26 protein-coding genes are annotated in these 21,793 nt (G+C 70.6%); 8 read left to right on the plus strand and 18 right to left on the minus strand.

The annotated features are described in order from the left end of the window. Window positions 1-23: 23 nt before the first annotated feature. The 3 genes from ACO2Q0_RS07380 to ftsY form a co-directional block, all read right to left on the minus strand. Window positions 24-566 (minus strand): MarR family winged helix-turn-helix transcriptional regulator, encoded by a 543-nt coding sequence (locus tag ACO2Q0_RS07380; RefSeq protein ID WP_423350851.1) that lies wholly within the window; start codon window positions 564-566, stop codon window positions 24-26. Window positions 567-649: 83 nt separating this feature from the next. Next, on the minus strand, window positions 650-1,231 hold the full coding sequence (locus ACO2Q0_RS07385; RefSeq protein ID WP_423350852.1) for an inner membrane-spanning protein YciB: 582 nt from the start codon (window positions 1,229-1,231) through the stop codon (window positions 650-652). After that, complete coding sequence (ftsY, locus tag ACO2Q0_RS07390; protein WP_423350853.1) at window positions 1,228-2,172, minus strand: signal recognition particle-docking protein FtsY; 945 nt, start codon at window positions 2,170-2,172, stop codon at window positions 1,228-1,230. Before ftsY ends, ACO2Q0_RS07385 begins: the two co-directional genes overlap by 4 nt. Before the next feature lie 56 nt (window positions 2,173-2,228). On the opposite strand from ftsY, the gene ACO2Q0_RS07395 reads away from it, so the two are divergent. Beyond that, window positions 2,229-2,858: a trimeric intracellular cation channel family protein gene (locus ACO2Q0_RS07395; protein ID WP_423350854.1), complete on the plus strand. Its 630-nt coding sequence runs from the start codon at window positions 2,229-2,231 to the stop codon at window positions 2,856-2,858. On the opposite strand, the gene ACO2Q0_RS07400 is transcribed toward ACO2Q0_RS07395, so the two are convergent. From ACO2Q0_RS07400 to dapF, 3 genes are read right to left on the minus strand one after another with little or no spacing between them, the layout of a single operon-like run. Then, the gene (locus tag ACO2Q0_RS07400) at window positions 2,855-3,280 is read right to left on the minus strand and encodes a GFA family protein (RefSeq protein WP_423350855.1); all 426 of its coding nucleotides are present in this window, start codon (window positions 3,278-3,280) and stop codon (window positions 2,855-2,857) included. The two genes, ACO2Q0_RS07395 and ACO2Q0_RS07400, sit on opposite strands and share 4 nt — an antisense overlap. After that, window positions 3,277-4,623, minus strand: coding sequence for a tRNA (N(6)-L-threonylcarbamoyladenosine(37)-C(2))-methylthiotransferase MtaB (gene mtaB, locus ACO2Q0_RS07405; protein ID WP_423350856.1), 1,347 nt, complete (start codon window positions 4,621-4,623; stop codon window positions 3,277-3,279). Before mtaB ends, ACO2Q0_RS07400 begins: the two co-directional genes overlap by 4 nt. Beyond that, on the minus strand, window positions 4,620-5,441 hold the full coding sequence (dapF, locus tag ACO2Q0_RS07410) for a diaminopimelate epimerase (RefSeq protein ID WP_423350857.1): 822 nt from the start codon (window positions 5,439-5,441) through the stop codon (window positions 4,620-4,622). Before dapF ends, mtaB begins: the two co-directional genes overlap by 4 nt. A gap of 102 nt (window positions 5,442-5,543) precedes the next feature. Here dapF and ACO2Q0_RS07415 point away from each other — a divergent pair, with 102 nt between their 5' ends. Next, window positions 5,544-7,613, plus strand: a complete 2,070-nt coding sequence (locus tag ACO2Q0_RS07415) for a prolyl oligopeptidase family serine peptidase (protein ID WP_423350858.1) — start codon at window positions 5,544-5,546, stop codon at window positions 7,611-7,613. A gap of 7 nt (window positions 7,614-7,620) precedes the next feature. Here ACO2Q0_RS07415 and ACO2Q0_RS07420 read toward each other — a convergent pair whose 3' ends face one another. From ACO2Q0_RS07420 to ACO2Q0_RS07430, 3 genes are all read right to left on the minus strand, one after another. Then, window positions 7,621-8,196, minus strand: coding sequence for a PadR family transcriptional regulator (locus tag ACO2Q0_RS07420; RefSeq protein WP_423350859.1), 576 nt, complete (start codon window positions 8,194-8,196; stop codon window positions 7,621-7,623). 108 nt (window positions 8,197-8,304) lie between these two features. Then, window positions 8,305-9,201: a hydrogen peroxide-inducible genes activator gene (locus ACO2Q0_RS07425; protein WP_423350860.1), complete on the minus strand. Its 897-nt coding sequence runs from the start codon at window positions 9,199-9,201 to the stop codon at window positions 8,305-8,307. Window positions 9,202-9,445: 244 nt separating this feature from the next. Continuing rightward, window positions 9,446-10,909: a PLP-dependent aminotransferase family protein gene (locus tag ACO2Q0_RS07430; protein WP_423350861.1), complete on the minus strand. Its 1,464-nt coding sequence runs from the start codon at window positions 10,907-10,909 to the stop codon at window positions 9,446-9,448. A 98-nt stretch (window positions 10,910-11,007) separates the two neighbouring features. Between ACO2Q0_RS07430 and ACO2Q0_RS07435 the strand changes: the two genes are divergently transcribed. Then, window positions 11,008-11,715 carry a pyridoxamine 5'-phosphate oxidase family protein gene (locus tag ACO2Q0_RS07435; protein WP_423350862.1) on the plus strand — a complete coding sequence of 236 codons (708 nt, stop codon included), beginning with the start codon at window positions 11,008-11,010 and terminating at the stop codon, window positions 11,713-11,715. Here the strand turns inward: ACO2Q0_RS07435 and ACO2Q0_RS07440 are convergent. Genes ACO2Q0_RS07440 through ACO2Q0_RS07465 form a run of 6 tightly spaced genes read right to left on the minus strand, consistent with a single transcriptional unit; the run spans window position 11,681 to window position 14,928 of the window. Continuing rightward, window positions 11,681-12,208 carry an SRPBCC family protein gene (locus ACO2Q0_RS07440; protein WP_423350863.1) on the minus strand — a complete coding sequence of 176 codons (528 nt, stop codon included), beginning with the start codon at window positions 12,206-12,208 and terminating at the stop codon, window positions 11,681-11,683. The two genes, ACO2Q0_RS07435 and ACO2Q0_RS07440, sit on opposite strands and share 35 nt — an antisense overlap. A 17-nt stretch (window positions 12,209-12,225) precedes the next feature. Beyond that, on the minus strand, window positions 12,226-13,077 hold the full coding sequence (locus tag ACO2Q0_RS07445) for a glutamate racemase (protein WP_423350864.1): 852 nt from the start codon (window positions 13,075-13,077) through the stop codon (window positions 12,226-12,228). A 40-nt stretch (window positions 13,078-13,117) separates the two neighbouring features. Beyond that, window positions 13,118-13,525 carry a hypothetical protein gene (locus ACO2Q0_RS07450; protein ID WP_423350865.1) on the minus strand — a complete coding sequence of 136 codons (408 nt, stop codon included), beginning with the start codon at window positions 13,523-13,525 and terminating at the stop codon, window positions 13,118-13,120. A gap of 55 nt (window positions 13,526-13,580) precedes the next feature. Next, complete coding sequence (locus tag ACO2Q0_RS07455) at window positions 13,581-14,003, minus strand: DUF4345 family protein (RefSeq protein WP_423350866.1); 423 nt, start codon at window positions 14,001-14,003, stop codon at window positions 13,581-13,583. Beyond that, window positions 14,000-14,536 (minus strand): methylated-DNA--[protein]-cysteine S-methyltransferase, encoded by a 537-nt coding sequence (locus ACO2Q0_RS07460; RefSeq protein WP_423350867.1) that lies wholly within the window; start codon window positions 14,534-14,536, stop codon window positions 14,000-14,002. Before ACO2Q0_RS07460 ends, ACO2Q0_RS07455 begins: the two co-directional genes overlap by 4 nt. Window positions 14,537-14,586: 50 nt before the next feature. After that, window positions 14,587-14,928: a nuclear transport factor 2 family protein gene (locus ACO2Q0_RS07465; protein WP_423350868.1), complete on the minus strand. Its 342-nt coding sequence runs from the start codon at window positions 14,926-14,928 to the stop codon at window positions 14,587-14,589. A gap of 202 nt (window positions 14,929-15,130) precedes the next feature. Between ACO2Q0_RS07465 and ffh the strand changes: the two genes are divergently transcribed. Genes ffh through rimM form a run of 3 tightly spaced genes read left to right on the plus strand, consistent with a single transcriptional unit; the run spans window position 15,131 to window position 17,731 of the window. Continuing rightward, window positions 15,131-16,660 (plus strand): signal recognition particle protein, encoded by a 1,530-nt coding sequence (gene ffh / locus ACO2Q0_RS07470; RefSeq protein WP_423350869.1) that lies wholly within the window; start codon window positions 15,131-15,133, stop codon window positions 16,658-16,660. A 24-nt stretch (window positions 16,661-16,684) separates the two neighbouring features. Then, window positions 16,685-17,218, plus strand: coding sequence for a 30S ribosomal protein S16 (gene rpsP, locus ACO2Q0_RS07475; RefSeq protein ID WP_423350870.1), 534 nt, complete (start codon window positions 16,685-16,687; stop codon window positions 17,216-17,218). Between the two features lie 9 nt (window positions 17,219-17,227). Next, window positions 17,228-17,731: a ribosome maturation factor RimM gene (gene rimM / locus ACO2Q0_RS07480; RefSeq protein ID WP_423350871.1), complete on the plus strand. Its 504-nt coding sequence runs from the start codon at window positions 17,228-17,230 to the stop codon at window positions 17,729-17,731. 3 nt (window positions 17,732-17,734) lie between these two features. Here the strand turns inward: rimM and ACO2Q0_RS07485 are convergent, their stop codons facing one another. Beyond that, complete coding sequence (locus tag ACO2Q0_RS07485) at window positions 17,735-18,604, minus strand: acyl-CoA thioesterase (protein WP_423350872.1); 870 nt, start codon at window positions 18,602-18,604, stop codon at window positions 17,735-17,737. A 74-nt stretch (window positions 18,605-18,678) separates the two neighbouring features. Next, entirely contained in the window at window positions 18,679-19,551 is an 873-nt protein-coding gene (locus ACO2Q0_RS07490) for an acyl-CoA thioesterase (protein WP_423350873.1), read from the minus strand. Between the two features lie 76 nt (window positions 19,552-19,627). Here ACO2Q0_RS07490 and trmD point away from each other — a divergent pair, with 76 nt between their 5' ends. Beyond that, window positions 19,628-20,338: a tRNA (guanosine(37)-N1)-methyltransferase TrmD gene (gene trmD, locus ACO2Q0_RS07495; RefSeq protein ID WP_423350874.1), complete on the plus strand. Its 711-nt coding sequence runs from the start codon at window positions 19,628-19,630 to the stop codon at window positions 20,336-20,338. Between the two features lie 21 nt (window positions 20,339-20,359). Then, window positions 20,360-20,761 carry a 50S ribosomal protein L19 gene (gene rplS, locus ACO2Q0_RS07500; RefSeq protein ID WP_423350875.1) on the plus strand — a complete coding sequence of 134 codons (402 nt, stop codon included), beginning with the start codon at window positions 20,360-20,362 and terminating at the stop codon, window positions 20,759-20,761. A 58-nt stretch (window positions 20,762-20,819) separates the two neighbouring features. Here rplS and ACO2Q0_RS07505 read toward each other — a convergent pair whose 3' ends face one another. Continuing rightward, a complete protein-coding gene (locus ACO2Q0_RS07505) occupies window positions 20,820-21,710 on the minus strand; it encodes a LysR family transcriptional regulator (protein WP_423350876.1) in 891 nt (296 codons plus the stop codon). Window positions 21,711-21,793 lie beyond the last annotated feature (83 nt).

Genomic DNA, 21,793 nt, shown 5'->3' on the forward strand with positions numbered 1-21,793 from the left:
GCCGGCGCGACGGCTGGAAGCCGTCAGGCGGCCTTCTTCAGCTTCTTCTTCGCCGCCGGCTTCGGCGCCTTGGCCTTCTTGGCCTTCGGCGGCTTTTCGGCCTTGGCCGGCTTCTCCTCGGCCAACGCCAGGTCCTTCAGCAGCTTCAGGAAGGCGTCGCGCCGCGAACGGCCGGCGATCAGCTTCAGCAGCCGCGCGTCGGCCGCGGCCATCTTGGGCTCGGCGTCGGCCAGCACGGCCTGGCCTTCGGGCGTCAGGCGCACGGCGTTGGCGCGCGCGTCCGCCGAGGAGCGTTCGCGCGCCAGCAGGCCCTTGGCGATCATCCGCGCCGCCATGTCCGCCAGCGTGGAGCGGTCGATGCCGGTGGCGCGGACAAGGTCGGTCTGGGTTGCGCCCTCCTGGGCGGCGACCGCGGCCAGCACGGCGTACTGGCGCTGGGTGATCCCGGCGGCGCCGAACTCGGCGGCGTATTCGTCGAGCGCCCGCTGCACCGCGCGGTGCAGCAGCTGGGTCGCAGAGCCGTCGAGCGCGGGCGCTCCGGTCTTGCGCATCTTCACCTTGGCCATCGTCCCATCCCCCGGCTCCGGACGGGCCCAAGGCATAGCGGCGAGTTGCGACGGTTTGACGACGGACGATCGGCCGTCGGACGCTACTCCGTCGGCGGCGGAGGCAGTTCGTTGGCCCGCACGTACTTCATCAGCAGCGGGGCGTGGGCGATGGAGAAGACGAAGGTGAGGATCATCAGGCCCGGGAAGCGGAAGACGACCCAGACCTCCTCCGCCTGGGTGCGCCAGACGAACTCGTTCAGACCGGCGAGGGCGAAGAAGAACAGCGCATAGTTGATCGTCAGCCTGCGCCACGCCTGCTCGGGCATGTCGAACGCCTCGCCGAGCAGCAGCTTCAGCGGATGCTTTCGCATCATGAGGCCGATCGTCAGGACCAGGCCGAAGACGCCGTTCATGACGGTCGGCTTGATCTTCAGCAGCCTGGGATCGTGGAAGAACAGCGCCAAGCCGCCGAACACGAGGCCGGCGGCGCAGGCGATCAGCGGGAAGGGCGCGACCCGGCGCTCCACCGCGAGGCCCACCACCAGGGCGACGCCCGAACCGACCACCAGGGCCCATGTCGCCTGGGTGAGGTTCTTGCCGCTCACGAAGTAGGCGACCAGGAAGACGGCCAGGGCCGAATAGTCGACGAAGTACCGGATCCAGTCCCGGGTGCGCTGGGTCAACGGATGGGCTCCTCGAGGCCGACGAGGCTGCGGGCGAACGCCCGCGCATCGAACGGCTGCAGGTCGTCGATCCCCTCGCCGACGCCGATCAGCTTGATGGGGCTGTCCGAGGCCTGGGCCACCGGAACGAGAACCCCGCCCCGGGCCGTCCCGTCCAGCTTGGTCATGACGATGCCCGAGACGCCGATGCGGTTGCCGAAGATGTTCTCCTGGCTCAGCGCGTTGCGGCCGACGGTGGCGTCCAGCACCAGCAAGGTCTCGTGCGGCGCGCTCTCGTCGACCTTCTTGACCACCCGGATGATCTTCAGGAGCTCGTCCATCAGACCTTCCTTGTTCTGCAGGCGCCCCGCGGTGTCGATCAGCACCACGTCGTAGCCCTCGGCCTTGGCCCGCTGGACGGCGTCGAAGGCCAGGCCCGCGGCGTCGGAGCCGGTGGGCCGCCCCATGAAATCCACGCCCGAACGTTCGGCCCATACCTTCAGCTGCTCGACGGCGGCGGCGCGGAAGGTGTCGCCGGCCACCACCAGCACCTTAGCCCCGCGGCTCTTCAGGTCCTGGGCGATCTTGCCGAGCGTGGTCGTCTTGCCCGAGCCGTTCACGCCGATGAACAGCACGATGTAGGGCTTGGGCCCCGACAGGGGATCGAACTCGCCCTGCCGCGTCGAAAGCTCGTCGCCGATCGCCTGGGCCAGCGCCTCCTTGATCTCGTCCTCGCCCACGTCCTTGCCGAACTTCTCCTCGGCGAAGCGGGCGGTGATCCGGGCGGCGGAGTGCGGGCCGAGGTCGGCCTCGATCAGCATCTCCTCCAGTTCGTCGAGCTTGGCCTGGTCCAGCGGCGCCTTGGCGGTGAAGACCGTGGCGATCTGGTCGCCCATCTGCTTCGACGACTTGGTGAGGCCCTGGGTGAGCCGCTGGAACCAGCCGCGTTTGGGTTCTGACATGAGGCGCTTCTAGCGAGGCGCTTGCCGCGCGTCACCTGCCACCGCATGAGTGGGGCATGGAAGGATTGGCCGCCAGCCTCACGGGGCTCGACTACGCCGCCGTCGCCGTGTTCGGCGCGTCGGGCGCGCTGGCGGCCGCGCGGTCCAAGCACGACATCATCACCTTCGGCTTCTTCGCGGCGGTGACGGGCGTCGGCGGCGGCACCCTGCGCGACCTGCTGATCGACGCGCCGGTCTTCTGGGTGGCGCGGCCCGAGTACCTGGTGGTCTGTCTGGCGGCGGCCGTGGCGGTGTGGATCTTCGGCTGGGGCCAGGGGCGCGAGCGCCTGCTGCTGTGGTTGGATGCGCTGGGCATGGCCGCCTACACCTCGGTCGGCGCCATGAAGGCGGTCTCGCTGGGAGCCCCGCCGTTCACCGCCGTCGTCATGGGCGTGCTCACCGCCACCTTCGGCGGCGTGCTGCGCGACGTGCTCGCCCACGAGCCTTCGGTGCTGCTGCGGCGCGAACTCTACGTCACCCCGGCGCTGCTGGGCGCGATCGCCTTCGTGGCGCTCAATGCGCTTTCGGTGCCGCTGTTCGTCGCCGGGCTGGGCGGGTTCCTGATCGCGTTCTCGATCCGCGCCGGAGCCATCCTGTTCGGCTGGCAGATGCCGGGCTTTCCCGGCCGGGCGCCGCCGACCGGCTAGTCGTGATCGGGGTGCTGGTAGCTTTCGATCCGCTCGTAGTAGCCCGGCGGAGGCCGCTGGACCTCAAGCTCGGCGATGTGCGCCATCCAGGCGGGTGAGCTCTCGGGTTCGAGCTGCACCACCGGCGCGATCTCGGCGGCCTTGTCGAAGGCGAAGATCGTGATGTCGAAGCTCTTCGCCGTCTCGAAGGTGAGCGGCGTGCCGCAGTGCGGGCAGAAGCCTCGCCGCACCAGGTTGGAGCTCTGGAAGCGCGCGGGCTCTTCGGTCCAGGTCAGCCGCTCGCGATCGACGGTGACGAAGGCTCCGAACGGCCCGGCGGTCGCCTTCTGGCACATCCGGCAGTGGCATATGCTCGGCCGGCCCAGATCGCCTTCCACGTGGAAGCGCACCTTTCCGCACTGGCAACCGCCCGACCAGCTCATGCCGCAACCTTTTCCCTGACCTCGGCGATCGCGCGCTTGCCGTCGTGTCCCGTGACGATCAGCTCGGCGACCGCGCCGACCCGAGCTTCGCCCGAGAAAGCGACCTCTGTGAAGTCCTCGGCGCGCGCGACGCCGGGGCGTTCCACGAGGCCGGACAGGGCGCGTCCCACCTGGGCGTCCAGATGACGGACCAGCGCCGCCTCGCCGGCCGCCCGCAGCCGGGCGGCACGCGCCTTGACCACATCGCGCGGCAGCTGCGGCATCCGCGCCGCCGGCGTGCCCGGGCGCGGGCTGAACGGGAAGACGTGCAGGAACGACAGGCCGGCCTCCTCGACGAGGCGCAGCGTGTTCTCGAACATCTCGTCCGTCTCGGTCGGGAATCCCGCGATCAGGTCGGCGCCGAAGGCCGTGTCCGGCCGCACGGCGCGCACGCTCGCGACCAACTTCAGCGCGTCGGCACGGCTGTGCCGACGCTTCATGCGCTTCAGGATCATGTCGTCGCCCGCCTGCAGCGACAGGTGCAGGTAGGGCATCAGCCGCGGTTCCTCGGCCAGGCAGCGCAGCAGGTCGGCGTCGATCTCCGCCGCGTCGATCGACGACAGGCGCAGGCGCGGCAGCTCCGGGACCAGCTTCAGGATGCGCACCACGAGCTGGCCCAGCGTCGGCTGGCCCGGCAGGTCGGCGCCCCAGCTCGTCACGTCGACGCCGGTCAGCACCACCTCCTGGTAGCCCTCGGCCGCCAACCTGCGGACCTGCTCCACCACCTCGCCCGCCGCCGCCGAGCGGGAATTCCCGCGGCCGTAGGGAATGATGCAGAAGGTGCAGCGGTGATCGCAGCCGTTCTGGACCTCGACATAGGCCCGGGCGCGGTCCTTCAGCCCCCCGATGTCTTTGGCGATCAGGTGACCGGCGGTCTCGCGCACGCTCATGATGTCGTTGACGCGCACCCGGCCGGCCTCGGCCTGCGGCGCGTAGGCGCCCGCCTGGCTCTTTTCGGCGTTGCCCAGCACCAGGTCGACCTCGTCCATGGCGGCGAAGGCCGCGGGATCGATCTGGGCCGCGCAGCCGGTGACGATCACCTTCGCGCCCGGCCGCTCGCGCCGCGCCTTGCGGATCGCCTGCCGCGCCTGCCGCACGGCCTCGTTGGTCACAGCGCAGGTGTTGAAGACGATGGCGTCCGACAGCCCGTCCTCGGCCGCCCGCTTGCGGATGACCTCGCTCTCGTAGGCGTTCAGCCGGCAGCCGAATGTGACGATGTCGACGTCGCCGCTCCTCCCCTGCGCAGCGGGGGAGGCGGATCGGCGCGAGCGCGCCGAGACGGAGGGGGCGTCGAAGCTGCTCACGGCAGCTCTCCGGCGAAGTCCACGGCCGCCGGGCCGGTCATGATCACATGCCCGTCCTCGCGCCACTCGACGAACAGCTCCCCGCCGTCCAGCTCCATCGTGGCGTGCCGGCCGACGAGGTCGCGACGCGAGGCCGCCACCATCGCGGCGCAGGCGCCCGTGCCGCAGGCCTTGGTCAGGCCCGCGCCGCGCTCCCAAACCCGCAGGCGGATGCGGTCGCGGCCCTTGATCTGCGCGAAGCCGACGTTGACGTGCTCGGGGAACAGCGGGTGCGTCTCGATGACCGGGCCGGCCTCGGCGACCGGCGCCTGATCAACGTCCGGCACGAAGAACACGACGTGCGGATTGCCCATGGAGACGCACCCCGGCGGCGCCATCAGGTCGGCGTGGTGGTACAGCGCCACGCCCAGCGACCGGGTATCCTGTTCCTCGGCCAGCGGAATCTCGCGCCAGCCCAGCCGCGGCGGTCCCATATCGACGCTCACCAGGCGCTCGCCGGCGCGGGTGGCCACCAGGCGGCCAGCCCGGGTCTCGATCTCCACCCGGTCCTTGCCGGTCGACTGCATGAGCAGCCAGCCGACGCAGCGCGTGCCGTTGCCGCAGGCCGAGACCTCCTCGCCGTCCGCGTTCCAGAACCGCACGAAGGCGTCGGCGCCCTCCGCCGGATCCAGCGCGATGAGCTGGTCGCAGCCGATCCCGCCCTGCCGGTCGGCGATGGCGCGCACGTCGGCGGCGGCCGGTTCGAACGGCTGGCTGCGGGTCTCGACCACGACGAAGTCGTTGCCGAGCCCGTTCATCTTCAGGAACGGACGGCCCATGGGGGCCGCTATATAGGCGAAGATGCGTCCCACTGCACGCCGGCGGGCGTCGGACCGTCGGGGCTCTTTTCGCCGGCCCCGCGGCGCCGCTAGATGCACGCCATGAAGCTGCTCGCCGTCGCGTTCTCCGCCGCCGCCCTCGCCCTTCCCGCCGCCGCGCGGGCCCAGGAGGATCCCTTCCTCTGGCTGGAAGGGGTCGACGATCCCAAGGCGCTCGCCTGGGCCGAGGCCGAGAACGTCAAGACGGCCGGCGTCCTGGAGAAGGATCCGCGATACCCCGCCATGCTGGCCGAGGCGCGCGCGATCTTCACCGCCAAGGACCGCATCCCGACGCCGCAATTCCGGGCCGGCGGCGTCGACAACCTCTGGCAGGACGCCGAGCACCCGCACGGTCTTTGGCGCCATACGACCGAGGCCTCGTACCGCACGGCCGACCCGGCCTGGGAGACGCTGATCGACGTCGACGCGCTCGCCAAGGCCGAGGGCAAGCGGTGGTTCTTCAAGGGCGCTGTCTGCCTGAAGCCGGCCGAGACCACCTGCCTCGTTCGGCTGTCCGATGGCGGCGGCGACGCCGTCGAGATCCGTGAGTTCGACACCCGCACGAAGCGTTTCGTCGAAGGCGGCTTCCGCTTCACCGAGGGCAAGCAGTACGTCCAGTGGCTCGACCGCGACAGCCTCGCCGTCGCCCGCGAATGGACGCCCGGCGAAGTCACGACCTCGGGCTACCCCTATGTCGTGAAGATCGTCGGCCGGGACGGCTCGGCGCGTGAGGTCTTCCGGGGCCAGAAGACCGACATGTCGGCCGCCGCCAGCGTGCTGCGGGGCGAGGGCGCCCGGGTCGACGGCGTCCTGATCAGCCGCAACGTGACCTTCTACGAGCGGGAGTTCAGCCTCGTTGGCGACAGGGGTCTGGTCCGCGTGCCGCTCGCCCGGAAGGCCGAGGAAGAAGCCTATGTCGACGGCCAGGTGGTGTTCAGCCTCCAGGAGGCCTGGGGCGGCTTCCAGCCCGGCGCCCTGATCGCCTACGACCTGAAGGCCCTGAAGGCCGACGCCGGTTCGGCGAAGCCGCGGCTGATCTTCCAGCCCGGCCCTCGCCAGGCCGTTCAGCAGGTGGCCGCCACGGACGGGAAGCTCATCGTCACCCTGCTGGAGGACGTGAAGGGCGCCGTCGACGTCTACGATTTCGCCGACGGCCGCTGGAGCGCAAGGCGCCTGCCGCTGCCGAAGGACGCCAACATCAACCTCGTCGACACGGCCGGGTCCGACGACGAGCTGTTCGTCACCGTCGAGAGCTTCCTCGAGCCCACCAGCCTGTGGCTCGCCGACGCCGCCAGCGGCCGCGCGGCGCGGGTGAAGGCGCTGCCCGCCCGCTTCGACGCCTCGACCCATGTTGTCGAGCAGTTCTGGGCCATATCGTCCGACGGGACGAAGATCCCCTATTTCGTGGTGCGGCCGAAGGCGGCGAAGCTCGACGGCTCCCTGCCCACCCTGATGTACGGCTACGGCGGCTTCCAGGTGGCCAAGCCGCCGATCTACATGCCCGAGGCCGGCAAGCTCTGGATGGAGCGCGGCGGCGCCTACGTCATCGCCAACATCCGCGGCGGCGGCGAGTTCGGCCCGGCCTGGCACCAGTCGGTCCTGCGCGAGAAGCGCCAGCTCGCCTTCGACGATTTCGCCGCGGTCGCCCGCGACCTCGCCGCGCGCAGGATCACGTCCGCCCGCCGGCTCGGCATCTACGGCCGCTCGAACGGCGGCGTGCTCACCACCGTCTCGATGACCCAGCACCCGGAGCTCTGGAACGCCGTCGTGGTGGAAAGCCCGCTGATCGACATGCTTCGCTACCACAAGCTGTCGGCGGGCGCGTCCTGGGTGGGCGAGTACGGCGATCCCGACGTGCCGGAGGACCGCGCCTTCATCGCCAGGTACTCGGGCTACCAGGCGCTGAAGCCCGGCGTGCAGTATCCGCTGGCCTACATCACGACCAACACGCGCGACGACCGGGTCCACCCCGGCCACGCCCGCAAGTTCGCCGCCCGGCTCCAGCAGCTCGGCGTGCCCTACCTCTACTACGAGCAGACCTTCGGCGGTCACGCCAACGACGCCGACCCGGAACTCAACGCCCGGCGCTGGGCGAGGCACTACGTCTACCTCGCCCAGCGGCTGATGGACTGAGAGGTCCTCAGATCTTCTCGATCGCCCGGGCCGTGTCGTCGATCAGCTCGATGATGCGGTCCAGCTCTTCGGGCGTGGTCGCACGCGACAGCCGCGTCCGGAGCGCCATGCCCAGGTTCATCATCGCCCGACCCACGCGCGGGCGGCTGGGGCCTGACGTCTCCGCCGCCGCATTCATGCGGGCGAACACCGCCTCGACGCCCGCGCGGTTCTGCGTCAGCGCCTCGCGGCCCTGGTCGGTGATCTCGTAGAGCTTGCGGCCGGTTTCGCCGGCGGCGGGCCGGACCGAACCCTCGTCTTCCAGCAGCGCCAGCGTCGGGTAGATCACCCCCGGCGAGGGCCGATAGGCGCCGCCGGTGCGCTCCTCCAGCTCCTTGATCAGCTCGTAGCCGTGCCGGGGCTGCTCCTCGAGCAGCGCCAGGATCACGAACCGCAGGTCGCCGTGCTCGAAGAAGCGGCCCATGCGGGCGCCGCGTCCGCGACCGCGCTCGCCATGCGCCCCGTCGCGCGCTTCGGCCCGACCATCACCCCAGCGCCCGCCCCAGCCGTGCCGGCTGTGGTGATGGCGGTGGTGTCCGAACATTCCATGTCTCATGTCGATTTAGACCTTATTCCGATATGTCTAGATTGCAGATACATCGAAATCGTATCGGCGCAAAGATATTTTTCGATACAGTCTAAATCGGCCGGCTCAAGCGTCCTTGAGGACCTCGGCCAGCAGCCGGCCCTCGGCGCGTCGGTTCGAGCCGGCCCGCCAGGCGACGACGATTTCCCTTGCGGGGTGCTCGGCCTGGATCGGCCGGACCGCGACGGGCGCGGCGTCGGCCAGGCCCGCATTCACCGCCATGCGCGGGATGAACGTCACGCCCAGGCCCGACCCCACCATCTGCACCACCGTCGGCAGCGAGGTGGCGGCGAACGGCTCTTCGCCGGCGGCGCTGCGCGGCGCATTGAGCCGGCAGGCCGACAGCGCCTGGTCGCGCAGGCAGTGGCCGTCCTCCAGCAGGATCAGGTTCTCGCGCGCCAGGTCCGCAGGCGTCGCGGACGTCTCCCGCGCCAGCGGATGGTCGGCCGGCACCGCCGCCAGCAGCTCGTCGTCCGCCACATGCGCCCACTCCAGCCCGGCCATGTCGAACGGCAGCGCGATCAGCGCCGCGTCCAGCCGTCCGGCCTTGAGCTGGGCGATCAGCCGCTGGGTCAGGTCCTCGCGCAGGAACAGCCTGAGCTTCGGGAAACGCTCGCGCAGCAACGGCAGGGCGCGCGGCAAGAGGAACGGCGCGATGGTCGGGATCACGCCCAGGCGGAAGCGGCCGGTCAGCGGCTGGCCGGCGTTCTTGGCGGCCTCCACCAGCTCCTCGGCCTCGTTGAGGATCACCGTGGCCCGCCGCAACGCCTCCTCGCCCACCGGTGTCAGGATCACGCCTGACCGCGCCCGGTCGACCACCGCCGCGCCCAGGGTGCGCTCCAGTTCCTGGATGCCGGCGGACAAGGTAGGCTGGGTGACGTGCGCCGCCTCTGCGGCGCGGCCGAAGGCGCCGTGCTCGGCGAGCAGCTTCAGGTACTGGAGCTGACGGATCGTGGGCAGCATCGCGTGAACGGTCCCAGCCAATGACGGCCGAAACGCGACGATAGCCGCGCTCTATGCCATTTCCAAAAACAATCGATTGGCCAGTCGCAGCCGCGCCCCCTATCTCCACGCCATCGACGTCGGGCGCGTGATCCTTCCACCCCGGCGGTCTCTCTGAAGATGTGTCACACACCGCACTTCAGCCTGCCCGGGGGGCGCTCCCTCCTCCCCCCAAGCGTCTCCCGGGCTTCTGAAGGTCTTTCCGTCAGTCCAGATCGGCCAGGGCGTCCGCCAGCTTCGCGACGCCGCCGGCCATGCTGCGCGCCGGATAGCCGGTGAAGCCCAGCAGCAGGCCGGGTCTCGGCTTGGCCGTGCGGTAGAGCGGGCTGATCGCACGGGCGGTGATCCCCCGCGCCGCCGCTGCGGCCTGCGCCGCCACGTCGTCTTCGCCATCCTTGAGGAAGGCCGTCAGGTGCATGCCCTGGTCCGGGACCTCGACCTCCAGCCTCTCGCCCAGCCGCGCCCGCAGCGCCTCGACCAGCGCGTCCCGCTGCGCCCGGTAGGCCAGCCTGCGCCTGCGGATGTGCGCCGCGAACTGGCCGCTCTCGATGAAGTCCAGCAGCACCGCCTGGGTCACCGTCGGCGGCTGGCGATCGATGAGCTGGCGCGCCTTGGCCAGGGCGTCGGCAAGCGGCCGCGGCGCGACCATGTAGCCGAGCCTCAAGCCCGGGAAGAGCGCCTTGTTGAGCGTGCCCACGTAGATCACCCGCTCGCCGCCATCCAGGCCCTGCAGCGCCGCCAGCGGCGGCCCCGAGTAGCGGAACTCGGAAGAGTAGTCGTCCTCGACGATCCAGGCGCCCGCCTCGCGCGCCCAGGCCAGCAGCTCCAGCCGCCGCCCCATCGAGAGCGTCACGCCCAGCGGGTACTGGTGAGACGGCGTCACGAACGCCAGCCGGGCGCGCGGCGCGGCGGCGACGCCCGCCGCCACGTCGAGGCCGGCGCGGTCCACCGGAACCGCGTGCAGCTCGGCGCCCGCCGCCGCCAGGGCGTGCCAGGTCGGCAGGTAGCCCGGGTCCTCCATCCACACCGGGTCGCCGGGCTGCAGCAGCACCCGCACCGCCACGTCGACGGCGTGCTGCGCGCCCGAGGTGATGATCACCTGGTCGGGCTCGCAGACCACGCCCCTGGCGGCGCGCAGATAGTCCGCCACCGCCGCCCGCAAGGCCGGCTCCCCGCGCGGATCGGAGTAGCCGAAGTGGACCGGATCGAGCGTCTTCAGCGCCCGTCGCGTGGAGGCGGCCCAGGCGTCGAGGGCGCGGGCGTCCATCAGCGTCCGGCCGTTCGAGAACATCCGCATGCCGGCCTCGATCGAGGGCAGGGCGAGGCCCTCCAGCGCGCTCAGCCCCGCCGGCGGCTGCGGCGGCGCGCCCCGCGCGTCGGCGTTCGGCGGGGGCTTCAGGTCCAGCACGCCCGACAGGTCGCCGCAGACATAGGTCCCTGAACCCGGCCGCCCCTCGGCATAGCCCTCGGCCAGCAGCATGTCGTAGGCCGCGACGACCGACGCGCGGGCGACGCTCAGGCGCTGCGCCAGATCGCGGCTGGAGGGCAGGCGCCCTCCGGGCTTCAGCGCGCCGGCGTGGATGGCGCCGCGCACCTGGTCATAGACCTGCCGGATCACGGGCCCGCCGGGGTTCGGCGCCTGCCACGGATAGATCTCGGCCCAGCTCATCGGCCCCTCGCCAAGTGGTCTGCAATATCGGCCCGGATTGGACCTGTGTAGCAGACCACATATGGCCTAGCTGCGCAGCCCTGAGAAGGAGGCCCCCCATGGACGGTTCCGCCGCCCCGCAGTTCCAGCCGACCGCCCGCTCGCAGGTCCGCCGGCGCCCGCAGCGCGCCGCCTATGACGAGGCCACGGTGTTCCGCATCCTCGACGCCGGCCTGATGGCCCACGTCGGCTACGTGATCGACGGTCAGCCCTTCGTCACGCCGACCGCCTATTGGCGCGAAGGGCGCACGCTCTACTGGCACGGCTCGGCGGCGAGCCGGATGCTGGACGCCGTCGACGGCCAGGCAGTCTGCGTCACGGTGAGCTTCCTGGACGGCCTGATCGTCGGCCGCTCGGGCATCACCCACTCGGTGAACTACCGCTCGGTCATGGCCTTCGGCCGCGCCAGGGTCGTCGCCAATCCTGTCGCCAAGCGGGCGGCCATGGAGGCCTTCATCGACCGCCTCTACGCGGGGCGTCGCCTGCGGCTGCGGCCCACCACGGAGGCCGAGCTCGCGGCCATCACCCTGGTCGAGATGGAGATCGAGGAAGCCTCGGCCAAGGTGAAGGCGACCGGGCCGACCGACCTTCCGGCTGACGAAGGCTGGAGCGCCTGGTCGGGCGTGTTCCCTGTCGAGACGCGGATCGGCCCGGCGCTGGCGGAGCCCGACGCCGGTCCGCGCAGCGACGACCTTTCGCCCTACGGGCCAGGCGTCCGCCTGGACGAGGCGCTCACTCGGGCCTGCCGGTCTCCACATAGCGCGTGAAGCGGCGGAAGCCCTCGCCCATGACGCCGTCCACCGCCGGCGCCAGCGAGGTCACGAAGTCCCGCGCCCCGCCCACGTTGTAGGTCATCACGACCTCGGCGCCGCCGGCCTTGGGCTTCACGTCGAAGAACCACGCGCCGCCGACGCCCTCGTCCTGCAGCGGCCCCAGCGCGGCTGACACCCGCACCTGCCGGTTCGGGATCACCAGCTCGACGACGCCATGGCGCACGCCGCCCCCGCCGGGCAGGGCCTCGCAGTAGCAGGCGTTGGCGGCGAGCGGCATGGAGAGGTTCGCCGCCTTGCCGGAATAGGTGTGGGCGTCGCTCCACCAGCGGCCGATCTCGCCGATCGCCTTGAAGACGGTCTCGGGCGGCGCGGCGACCTGCGCGGCGTATCTCAGCCGGAAGCCGTAGCTTCCCTTGTCCACGACCTCGGCGCGGGCGGCGCCGGCGAGAGCCGCCAGGACCATGCCGGCCAGGATTGCACGCTTCATCGGAGCCCCCTGCGGGTTCAAGCCGGCTCGAAGCTTAGCGGGCCGCCCCAGAAGGTCTCAACCAGGCTGTGCTGCGCGCCGGGCTTGCCGGTCGTCAGAAACCGCCTTTGGCCGGTCGTTCCCGGCCGGAACTCGGGATGCCGCTCCATGTAGCGGGCCAGCGCATCGGCCGTGGCTTCCGGCTGTCGGATCAGCGGCGTGCCCGGCGGCAGCGCGGCCTGGAACAGGTCGGCGGTGATCTCGTAGTGGGTGCAGCCCAGAATGGCGCGGTCGGGCGGACGGCCGATCCGCGTGGTCAGCGCCTTCACATGGCCCTGGATGACCGCGGCCAGCTCGTCGCGCGAGGCGCCGGTCTCGATCATCCGCGCAAGCTCCGGGCAAGGCTCGGAGAAGACCGCGACGTCCTGCCGGCGCTTGTCGATCTCGATCTCGTAGACCCGGCTGCTGGCGGTCGCCGGCGTCGAGAAGATGCCTAGCACGTCCAGCTTCTCGATCTTCTCGCCGCGCCGCTCGGCCTCGTGCTCCCAGGGCAGACCGGTGGCCGCCTCGATGGTCGGCACCACGATGCCCAGCACGTTCACCGGACGGCCGAGCTCGCGCCGGTAGCCGGGAAGCCAGGTCTGCTGCAGCCGGCGCAGCGCCACGCTGGCGGCGGTGTTGCAGGCGAGGACGACGACGTCGCAGCCTTCCTCGAACAGCCGGATGCAGCCGGCCCTGGTCAGCTCGACGATCTCCTCGCCCGGCCGGCCGCCGTACGGCGCGTTCGCCTGGTCGGCGAGATAGACGAAGTCGGCGTCGGGGAAGCGCTCCACGAGCCTGTGGTGGACGGTGAGCCCGCCCACGCCGGAGTCGAATACGCCTATGGCCATGTCCGGTGCTTAGCGGGCGTCGCGGTCGGCGGCTAGCGGCCTATGGGGTCGACGGCGCCTGCAGGCAGGTGACCGCGCAATCTCCCGCCGACGCGTTGCACGTGGGGTTGCCTGTCACGGGATATCGCCAAGCGGCGGCGGTCACCGGGCGGCACCAGGCCTGACCGCCGGCGACCCGCCAGAGCTTCTGTCCATAAGCGTCGTGGTAATGGCAGATCAGTCCGGTGCGGAAAAGCTCTGCCGCGTCGAACGGAATCGGCAAGGTCGGGTCTGGCTCGGTCGCGCGGCTCTGGGGAAAGAACGGGCCCGGCGTGCGGAAGTCGGCCGTGCAGGCGACCTGGACGGGAGTAGCGTTTGGAGGCGGCGGCGATGGCGGCGTCTGCGCGCTCGCGGGTGCAACCAGAAGGGCGGCGGCCGAGGCCATGACGGAGACGATCTTCAGCTTCATGCGGATCCCCGGTTCACCAGCAAGCTAGACCATATGGGGACGTCACGCGACGCCGTTATCCGTCTTCGCCCTGGCGTGAAGGCTGATGGAAAGAGCTTGCTGACGCCGTAGAGGCGGCCATGCGCCGCTCCACGCGCTCGCGCCAGAGCGCGAGCAGGGGCGTGACCGCCAGCTCCATGCCCAACGGCACGGCCGCCGAGGCGGTGAGCTCGCCGGCCTGGATCGTCGCCGCCAGCCGCGCGAGGCCGCCCAGCACCACGATCGGAGCGAGGGTGCGGTAGACGACGCCACGGCGCTCCAGCGTCGGGATCGTCCACCAGAACGTCAGCCCGATGCCGAGCAGCAGCCCTGACAGGTAGCGGAAGTGGCCGCTGTCGCTGAGCAGCCCCAGCGCGCCCATCCCGCCGCCATAGACCGGCACGATCCCTGCGACCGCCACGGCGAGCTGCAGGAGGCGGCGTTCCAAAGCTGGCGTCACGCGAACAGGTCCCCCTGGGCGGCGGCCTTCGCGCCCTCGATGGCCAGCAGTCTTAGCTTGGTCTCGACCCCGCCGCGCGCGGAAAAGCCACCGGGCTTGCCGCCGGCCGCCGTCACCCGGTGGCACGGAACCACGATCGGCCAGGGGTTCTTGCCCAGCGCCTGGCCGACGTCTCGCGCCAGCAGCTTGTCGCCGAGCTTCTCGGCGATCTCGCCGTAGGTCAGGGTCTCGCCGGCCGGGATCGCCCGGGCGATCTCATAGACGCGGGCGTGGAACTCGGGCGTGCGCGACAGGTCCAGCGGGGCCGCCGAGAGATCCGCCTTTTCGCCGCGCATCAGCGCCTGGATGCCTTCGACCGTGGAGGCGAGCACAGCCGGGACCTCGCCCTCGACCGCGTCCGGGAACCGCCGCAGGAAGCCGCGCCGGGCGGTCTCGGCGTCGCGCTCCGGCAGGTGGCAGGCGACGAGGCCCTCGTCGCCCCATGCGAGGCCGGCGACGCCGATGGCCGTCTCGAAGAGTGCATATCGGATCATGCGCTCAAGATAGTGGCGTTCGCCGATAACCGCTGGCGGCTTTCGGACGCTTAGGCGGGCGTCTGCTGGTGCTGCACCAGTCGCCAGCGCGGCCCGTCCCGGCGATAGGTCGAGCTGCACCACGCCTCATAGGCCGGTTCGCCCTCGCGCCGCCCGGCGGCGAGATAGGCCAGAACCGCCAGGTCGTCCGTCGGCCGGGCCAGCCGGCGCTCCGCCATGGCCACCGCGTTCCAGCGCGGCGCGGCCTCCAGGCTCTCCAGGATCGCCTCGCCGGTCAGCGAGCCGAAGCCGAAGACCATCACGCAATGCGGGTCCAGCGCCGCCCGGTAATGGCCCTCGCCTTCCAGCCAGAAGCGCCGCTCGAGGTCCCAGAGAAGATCGGTCTCGTTCATACGGCGCAGAACGGCTTTTCTTGACTCCAAGTTCTCCACAGGGGCATAAGCGCGCCCTTCCGGCCCTGATCTCGATCAGCGCCCTCTACCGCCACGACCCCCCGAAGCCCACTTGGGCCTTATGTGGGACGAGGGCGGCGAGGCCCCCCGTCGACGCAATCGTCCACGGGGGCTGATTGCGTTTGGGCCATAGGAGTGAGCTTTGTTCGACGCGCTTTCTGATCGGCTGACAACCGTCTTCGACCGGCTCTCCGGTCGCGGCGTGCTGTCCGAGAAGGATATCGACGAGGCCATGCGCGAGGTGCGCGTGGCCCTGCTCGAGGCCGACGTCGCCCTGCCCGTCGTCCGCCAGTTCATCGACAAGGCCAAGGAGCGCGCCACCGGCGAGGCGGTGATCCGCTCGGTGAAGCCCGCCGACCAGGTGATCAAGATCACCTACGACGGCCTGGTGGAGATGCTGGGCGGCGAGGCCGAGCCGGAAGGCCTGCGCATCTCGGCCAACCCGCCGACCGTCATCCTGATGGCCGGCCTCCAAGGCTCGGGCAAGACCACCACCGCCGGCAAGCTGGCGCTGCGCCTCCAGAAGGAGCGCAAGAAGGTCCTGCTGGCCTCGCTCGACACCCGTCGCCCCGCCGCCATGGAACAGCTCGCCATGCTGGCGACCCAGGCCGGCGTGGACAGCCTGCCGATCGTTCCCGGCCAGCCCGCGCCGGAGATCGCCCGCCGCGCGATGGCCGCGGCGCGCCTGCAGGGCTACGACGTCCTCATCCTCGACACCGCCGGCCGCACGACGCTGGACGAGGCGATGATGAACGAGGCGGCCGAGATCGCGAAGATCTCGAACCCGTCCGAAACCCTGCTGGTCGCCGACGCCCTGACCGGCCAGGACGCGGTCCGCACGGCCAAGGCCTTCCACGAGCGCCTGCCGCTGACCGGCCTCGTGCTGACCCGCGCCGATGGCGACGGCCGCGGCGGCGCTTCGCTGTCGATGCGCGCCGTCACCGGCCTGCCGATCAAGTTCCTGGGCGTCTCCGAGAAGATCGACGGCCTCGATGTCTTCGACGCCCATCGCGTGGCCGGCCGGATCCTGGGCCGCGGCGACGTCGTCGCCCTTGTCGAAAAGGCCGCCCAGGACCTCGACATGGCCAAGGCCGAGGCCATGGCCAAGAAGCTGGCCAAGGGCCGCTTCGACCTCGACATGATGGCCGAGCAGCTCCGCCAGATGAAGCGCATGGGCGGCATGGAAGGCCTGATGGGCATGCTGCCCGGCGTCCAGAAGATGAAGAAGCAGATCGCCGAGAGCGGGATCAGCGACAAGACCTTCGACCGCCAGATCGCCATCATCTCCTCGATGACCAAGGCCGAGCGCGAGAAGCCCGACATCCTGGCCGCTTCGCGCAAGCGCCGCATCGCGGCTGGCGCCGGGGTGGACGTCGCCGAGGTCAACCGCGTGCTGAAGCAGCACCGTCAGATGGCCGACGCCTTCAAGGCGCTGTCCAAGAACGGCGGCAAGGGCTTCGGCCAGATGGCCAAGATGCTGGGCGGCGGGAACATGGACATCGGCAAGATCGCCCAGATGACCGGCCAGCCCGCGCCCACCCCTGAGCAGATGGAAGAGATCCAGGCTCAGCTGAAGACCATGGGCGGGCCCAAGGGCGCGCTCGGCGGCCTCCCCAAACTTCCCGGCCTCGGCGGCGGCCTGCCGCCGGGCTTCAATCCCTTCAAGAAATAGCTTTCAGACCAAGGACTAGAGAGAATGCTGAAGATCCGTCTCGCCCGTGGCGGCGCCAAGAAGCGCCCGTACTACTCGATCGTCGTCGCCGACAGCCACTCGCCCCGCGACGGCCGCTTCATCGAGAAGGTGGGCAGCTACAACCCGCTGCTGAAGAAGGACGACCCGAACCGCGTGGTCCTGAAGCAGGAGCGCATCCAGGAATGGCTCGCCAAGGGCGCGCAGCCGACCGACCGCGTCGCCCGCGAACTGGGCAAGCTCGGCATCGTGAAGTGGGAAGCCGGCAGCAACCCGAAGAAGGGCGAGCCGGGCACGAAGGCCAAGGAACGTGCGGAAGAACGCGCCCAGCGCGAAGCCGACCGCGCCGCCGCCGCCGCTGAGGCCGCCGCCGCCCCGCCGGCCGAAGAGCCGGTCGCCGAGGAAGCCCCCGCCGCTGAAGCGGCTCCGGCTGAGGAAGCCCCGGCCGCCGAAGCCGCCGCCGAAGAGGCTCCGGCTGCAGAAGAAGCTCCGGCCGCCGAAGAGGCCGCTCCCGCCGCCGAAGGCGAAGAGCAAGCCTAAGCGATCCGGGTGGGCGACAGCCTTATCCTCGTGGGCCGCGTCGCGGGCGCCTTCGGCGTCCGCGGCGAGGTCCGCATCACCAGCTTCACGGCCGATCCTTCGGCCCTGCTGGACTACCGCGACCTGCAGCGCGAGGACGGCGCTCCGGCGCTCACCCTGACCTCGGGCCGCCCTGCAAAGGGCGGCCTTGTCGTGCGCGCCGCCGAGGTCGAGACCCGCGAACAGGCCGAGGCGCTGCGCGGCCTGAAGCTCTACATCCCGCGCGAGGCGCTGCCCGAACCCGACGAGGACGAGTTCTACGTCACCGACCTGATCGGGCTGTCGGTGGTCACGCCCGAGGGCGAGCCGCTCGGGACCATCAAGAACGTCCAGGATTTCGGCGCCGGCGACCTGCTCGAGGTCCAGCCTCCCGAAGGCGCGAGCTGGTACCTGCCCTTCACCCGCGAGGCCGTGCCGGAGGTGCGCATCGGCGACGGCGTCGTCGTGGGCGTGAAGCCGTCAGAGACCGAATAGCCGTCAGGCTTTCGGCTTCCTGAGCCGCATCAGGCCTTCCTGGGCGCAGCTCGCCACCAGCGCGCCGTCTGACGCCCGATAGATCTGCCCGACGTTGAAGCCCCGGCCGCCCGAGGCGGACGGCGCCTCCTGGTGGTAGAGGTGCCACTCGTTGAAGTCGGTCGGCCGGTGGAACCACATGGCGTGGTCCAGGCTCGCCGTCTGCATGCCCGGCGTGCGCCAGTTCACCGCGTGCGGGCGAAGGCTCGTTCCCAGCAGGCTCATGTCCGAGGCATAGGCCAGGATCACCTGGTGCATGGCCGGGTCAGCGCCGATCGGGTCCTTGGCGCGGAACCACACCTGCTGGACCGGGTCCATCTTCTCCGGCCGCCGAAGGTCGAACCGTCCGCCCACCGTGCGCATCTCGATCGGCTGCGGCCGCTCCAGCCATTCACGGGCTTCGGCCGGCAGCTTCTCGGCCAGCTTGAGCTGGGCCACGCGGTCGTCCTCCACCTCGTCCCAGTGCGGCGCGGCCGGCATCTCGGCCTGGTGCTCGAAGCCGTCCTCCTCGACCTGGAACGAGGCCGCCAGGTTGAAGATCTGCTGGCCGTGCTGGACGGCGATCACCCGACGCGTGGTGAAGCTGCCGCCGTCGCGCGAGCGGTCGACCTCGAAGATGATCGGCACGTTCGGGTCGCCGGGCCGGATGAAATAGCAGTGCAGCGAGTGGCAGACCCGCGCCTCCACGGTCTCGTAGGCGGCGAGCAGCGACTGGGCGATCACCTGGCCGCCGTAGATCCGCATGCGCGACTCCTCCTCGGGCGTCGTGCCCCGGAAGAGGTTCACCTCGAGCCGCTCCAGCTTGAGCGTCTGCATGAGGGTCTGGGTGTCCATGGCGGCCGGGCTTTGCTGCAAGTGCGAAGGCGCGACGGATTACGCCCGACGCCGCGGCATGGGAAGAGGCCGCTCTATTTGGCCTCGCGCATCCGCATCAGCCCTTCCTGCGCCACCGAGGCGATCAGGGTCCCGTCCTCGGCATAGATGGCTCCGCGGATCAGGCCTCGACCGTCCGAGGCCGACGGGCTGTCGTGGGCGTAGAGGTGCCAGTCGTTGAAGTTCGTGGGCGCGTGGAACCACATGGCGTGGTCCAGGCTCGCCGACTGGAAGCCCGGCGTCTGCCAGTGCACCTGGTGCGGTCGCATGGCCGTCGACAGCAGGTTCATGTCCGACGCATAGGCCAGGATCACCTGGTGCATGCGCGGGTCGTCGCCGATCGGGGTGCGGCACCGGAACCAGTTCTGCGATGTCGGCTCCTTCGGCCCCTCCATCCAGTAGGTGCGCGCATCCTTCGAGCGCATCTCGATCGGCATCGGCCGGGACAGCCAGCGCTTCGCCTGTTCGGGCGCATCCTTCATCAGCTCGCGCAGCACCTCATGCTGGTCGCGCAGCTCGCTCCAGTGCGGCCCCGCCGGCCGCTCGGCCTGGTGGCGGAAGCCCTCTTCCGGGTCCTTGAACGAGGCGGCCAGGTTGAAGATCTGCTTGCCGCGCTGGATGGCCACCACCCGGCGGGTCGTGAAGCTGCCGCCGTCGCGCGAGCGGTCCACCTCGAAGACGATTGGCACGGTCGGGTCGCCGGGCCGGATGAAATAGCAGTGCAGCGAGTGGCAGAGGCGGGCCTCGACGGTCTCGTAGGCCGCCAGCAGCGACTGCGCGATCACCTGGCCGCCGAAGATGCGGCCGGGCGAGGTGTCCGGGGAGGTCCCGCGGAACAGGTTCTCCTCGATCCGCTCCAGCTGCAGCGTCTCGACCAGGGTCTCGTCTTGCGCGTCCGTTTCGCTCATGGAAGCGGCGATACGCGTGGTGCGGCCGGGCGGCAAGGCTTGACGCCGCGGACGCCATGCGCGCTTTGACGCCGCCATGTCGTTCGACTGCACCGTGCTGACCATGTTCCCGGACGCGTTCCCGGGGCCGCTGGGCGTTTCGCTCATCGGCACGGCGTGGCGCGAGCAGAACCTGTGGTCCCTGGAAACGGTGGACATTCGGGCCTTTTCCAAGGATAAGCGCGGCTTCCTCGACGACACCCCCGCGGGTGGCGGTCCTGGACAGGTGATGCGGGCCGACGTGATCGCCTCCGCGCTCGACAGCGTGGAGCGGCGCGAACGCCCGCTTTTGTACATGAGCGCCAGGGGCAGGCCCCTGACCCAGGCGCGCGTGCGGGAATGGGCCGACGGTCCGGGACTGATCGTCCTGTGCGGCCGGTTCGAAGGGGTGGACCAGCGGGTGCTCGACGCGCGCGGGTTCGAGGAGGTCACGATCGGTGACGCGGTCCTCGCCGGCGGCGAGGCGGCGGCCCTGGTGGCGATCGAGGCGTGCGTTCGGCTGGTTCCCGGTGTGTTGGGGCAGGCCGAGAGTTTGAGTGAAGAGAGTTTCGAGGACGGCCTCCTCGAGCATCCGCAGTACACCCGACCGCGGACGTTCGAGGGTCAGGACATCCCCGAGGTGCTGCTTTCGGGCAACCACGCGGCCATCCGCCGCTGGCGCCAGGAGCAGCGCGAAGTCACCACGCGGGAGCGACGTCCGGACCTCTGGGCGAAGCGGACCGCCAATCAACAGGCAAAGGGCGGGTAAAGCCCAGTAAGGAAGACGACGATGAACGTGATTGAACAGCTCCGTAAGGAAGAAGCCGACCGCCTGCTCGCGGCGCGCAAGATCCCGGAGTTCCGCCCCGGCGACACCGTGCGCGTGAACGTCCGGATCAAGGAAGGCGACCGTGAGCGCGTCCAGGCCTATGAGGGCGTCTGCATCGCCCGTGGCGGCCAGGGCGTCGACGAGAGCTTCACCGTCCGCAAGATTTCGTTCGGGGAAGGCGTGGAGCGCCTGTTCCCGATCATGTCGCCGATGATCGAGTCGATCGAGGTGAAGCGCCGCGGCGTCGTTCGTCGCGCCAAGCTGTACTACCTGCGCGACCGTCGCGGTAAGTCGGCCCGGATCGCCGAGCGTCAGATGACCGCCGCGGCCAAGGACGAGCCGACCGAGACCCCGGAAGCCTGAGGCTTCCAAGGTCCATCAGGATTTCGAGACGGCGGCCGGAGCGATCCGGCCGCCGTTTTCATGCCGCCTCCGCCACATAGGCGCCGAGCTCGGCCGCCAGGTGGTCGAACATCAGCCGCATGCGGGGATTGCTGCGCAGCGCCTCGTGCATGCAGATCCAGACGTCGAGTCGGAAGGCGAAGGTCCCGGGCAGGACCTGCACCAGGTCCGAGCGGCGCGCGATCTGGTGCTGGCAGACGCCCACCCCGAACCCGGCGCGCAGCAGCGCCAGCTGGGCCGCGTCGCTGTCGGTCCGCAGCGAGAAGATGTCCCGGGTGATCGGCCGGCCGATCTCCACGTCCACCTTCGGCGGCGTCATGCGGTCGTAGCCGATCAGCGCGTGCTGCTCGAGGCTGCGCAGGTCCTCGGGCGTCCCGTTCCGCTCCAGGTAGCGGGCGGTGGCGTAGAAGCCGAACCCCAGCTCGCCGACCTTCTTGGCGACGATGGCGTTCTGCGTCGGCCGCGCCATCCGCACGGCGATGTCGGCGTCGCGCCGCGACAGGTCTTCCAGCTTGTTGGAGACCGCCACCTCCACGTCGATCCGCGGATGGGCCTCGCGGAAACGCGCGAGGATGGCCGGCAGCACCTCCACGCCCATGATCTCGCTGGCGGCGACGCGGACCACGCCGCCGGCGTCGTCGCTGGCTCCGGCCGCGTCGCGCCCCGCCGCGCCCGCCGCCGCGGCCATGTCGGCCAGATGGGGCGCGAGCGCCAGCGCGAGGTCGGTCGGCTGCAGGCCCCGCGGGCTGCGCAGGAACAGCGGCGCGCCCAGCTGTCGCTCGAGCTGGTCGATGTGACGGCCGAGGGTGGGCTGGGTCAGGCGCCGCAGGCGCGCTGCGGCCGAGAAGCTCCCGGCCTCCAGCACTGCATGCAGGCTCTGCAACAAATCCCAATCGAGGGTCCCGGGCATACGGGGATGCATAACCCAAGGTCAGGCTTCGCAAAATGGCTGCGCGGCAATGTTGGGGCACATTTTTGCTGCAACCGCGCGTC

The organism is Phenylobacterium sp. VNQ135 (assembly GCF_049445735.1).
Classification (GTDB): domain Bacteria; phylum Pseudomonadota; class Alphaproteobacteria; order Caulobacterales; family Caulobacteraceae; genus Phenylobacterium.

What these genes read in the sequence shown, in the direction of transcription:
- ACO2Q0_RS07380 (WP_423350851.1), bottom strand. Translation starts at nt 566, where the DNA reads ATGGCCAAGGTGAAGATGCGCAAGACCGGAGCGCCCGCGCTCGACGGC.
- ftsY (WP_423350853.1), bottom strand. Translation starts at nt 2,172, where the DNA reads ATGTCAGAACCCAAACGCGGCTGGTTCCAGCGGCTCACCCAGGGCCTC.
- ACO2Q0_RS07395 (WP_423350854.1), top strand. Translation starts at nt 2,229, where the DNA reads ATGGAAGGATTGGCCGCCAGCCTCACGGGGCTCGACTACGCCGCCGTC.
- ACO2Q0_RS07400 (WP_423350855.1), bottom strand. Translation starts at nt 3,280, where the DNA reads ATGAGCTGGTCGGGCGGTTGCCAGTGCGGAAAGGTGCGCTTCCACGTG.
- dapF (WP_423350857.1), bottom strand. Translation starts at nt 5,441, where the DNA reads ATGGGCCGTCCGTTCCTGAAGATGAACGGGCTCGGCAACGACTTCGTC.
- ACO2Q0_RS07415 (WP_423350858.1), top strand. Translation starts at nt 5,544, where the DNA reads ATGAAGCTGCTCGCCGTCGCGTTCTCCGCCGCCGCCCTCGCCCTTCCC.
- ACO2Q0_RS07420 (WP_423350859.1), bottom strand. Translation starts at nt 8,196, where the DNA reads ATGTTCGGACACCACCGCCATCACCACAGCCGGCACGGCTGGGGCGGG.
- ACO2Q0_RS07425 (WP_423350860.1), bottom strand. Translation starts at nt 9,201, where the DNA reads ATGCTGCCCACGATCCGTCAGCTCCAGTACCTGAAGCTGCTCGCCGAG.
- ACO2Q0_RS07430 (WP_423350861.1), bottom strand. Translation starts at nt 10,909, where the DNA reads ATGAGCTGGGCCGAGATCTATCCGTGGCAGGCGCCGAACCCCGGCGGG.
- ACO2Q0_RS07435 (WP_423350862.1), top strand. Translation starts at nt 11,008, where the DNA reads ATGGACGGTTCCGCCGCCCCGCAGTTCCAGCCGACCGCCCGCTCGCAG.
- ACO2Q0_RS07440 (WP_423350863.1), bottom strand. Translation starts at nt 12,208, where the DNA reads ATGAAGCGTGCAATCCTGGCCGGCATGGTCCTGGCGGCTCTCGCCGGC.
- ACO2Q0_RS07445 (WP_423350864.1), bottom strand. Translation starts at nt 13,077, where the DNA reads ATGGCCATAGGCGTATTCGACTCCGGCGTGGGCGGGCTCACCGTCCAC.
- ACO2Q0_RS07450 (WP_423350865.1), bottom strand. Translation starts at nt 13,525, where the DNA reads ATGAAGCTGAAGATCGTCTCCGTCATGGCCTCGGCCGCCGCCCTTCTG.
- ACO2Q0_RS07460 (WP_423350867.1), bottom strand. Translation starts at nt 14,536, where the DNA reads ATGATCCGATATGCACTCTTCGAGACGGCCATCGGCGTCGCCGGCCTC.
- ACO2Q0_RS07465 (WP_423350868.1), bottom strand. Translation starts at nt 14,928, where the DNA reads ATGAACGAGACCGATCTTCTCTGGGACCTCGAGCGGCGCTTCTGGCTG.
- rpsP (WP_423350870.1), top strand. Translation starts at nt 16,685, where the DNA reads ATGCTGAAGATCCGTCTCGCCCGTGGCGGCGCCAAGAAGCGCCCGTAC.
- ACO2Q0_RS07485 (WP_423350872.1), bottom strand. Translation starts at nt 18,604, where the DNA reads ATGGACACCCAGACCCTCATGCAGACGCTCAAGCTGGAGCGGCTCGAG.
- ACO2Q0_RS07490 (WP_423350873.1), bottom strand. Translation starts at nt 19,551, where the DNA reads ATGAGCGAAACGGACGCGCAAGACGAGACCCTGGTCGAGACGCTGCAG.
- trmD (WP_423350874.1), top strand. Translation starts at nt 19,628, where the DNA reads ATGTCGTTCGACTGCACCGTGCTGACCATGTTCCCGGACGCGTTCCCG.
- rplS (WP_423350875.1), top strand. Translation starts at nt 20,360, where the DNA reads ATGAACGTGATTGAACAGCTCCGTAAGGAAGAAGCCGACCGCCTGCTC.
- ACO2Q0_RS07505 (WP_423350876.1), bottom strand. Translation starts at nt 21,710, where the DNA reads ATGCCCGGGACCCTCGATTGGGATTTGTTGCAGAGCCTGCATGCAGTG.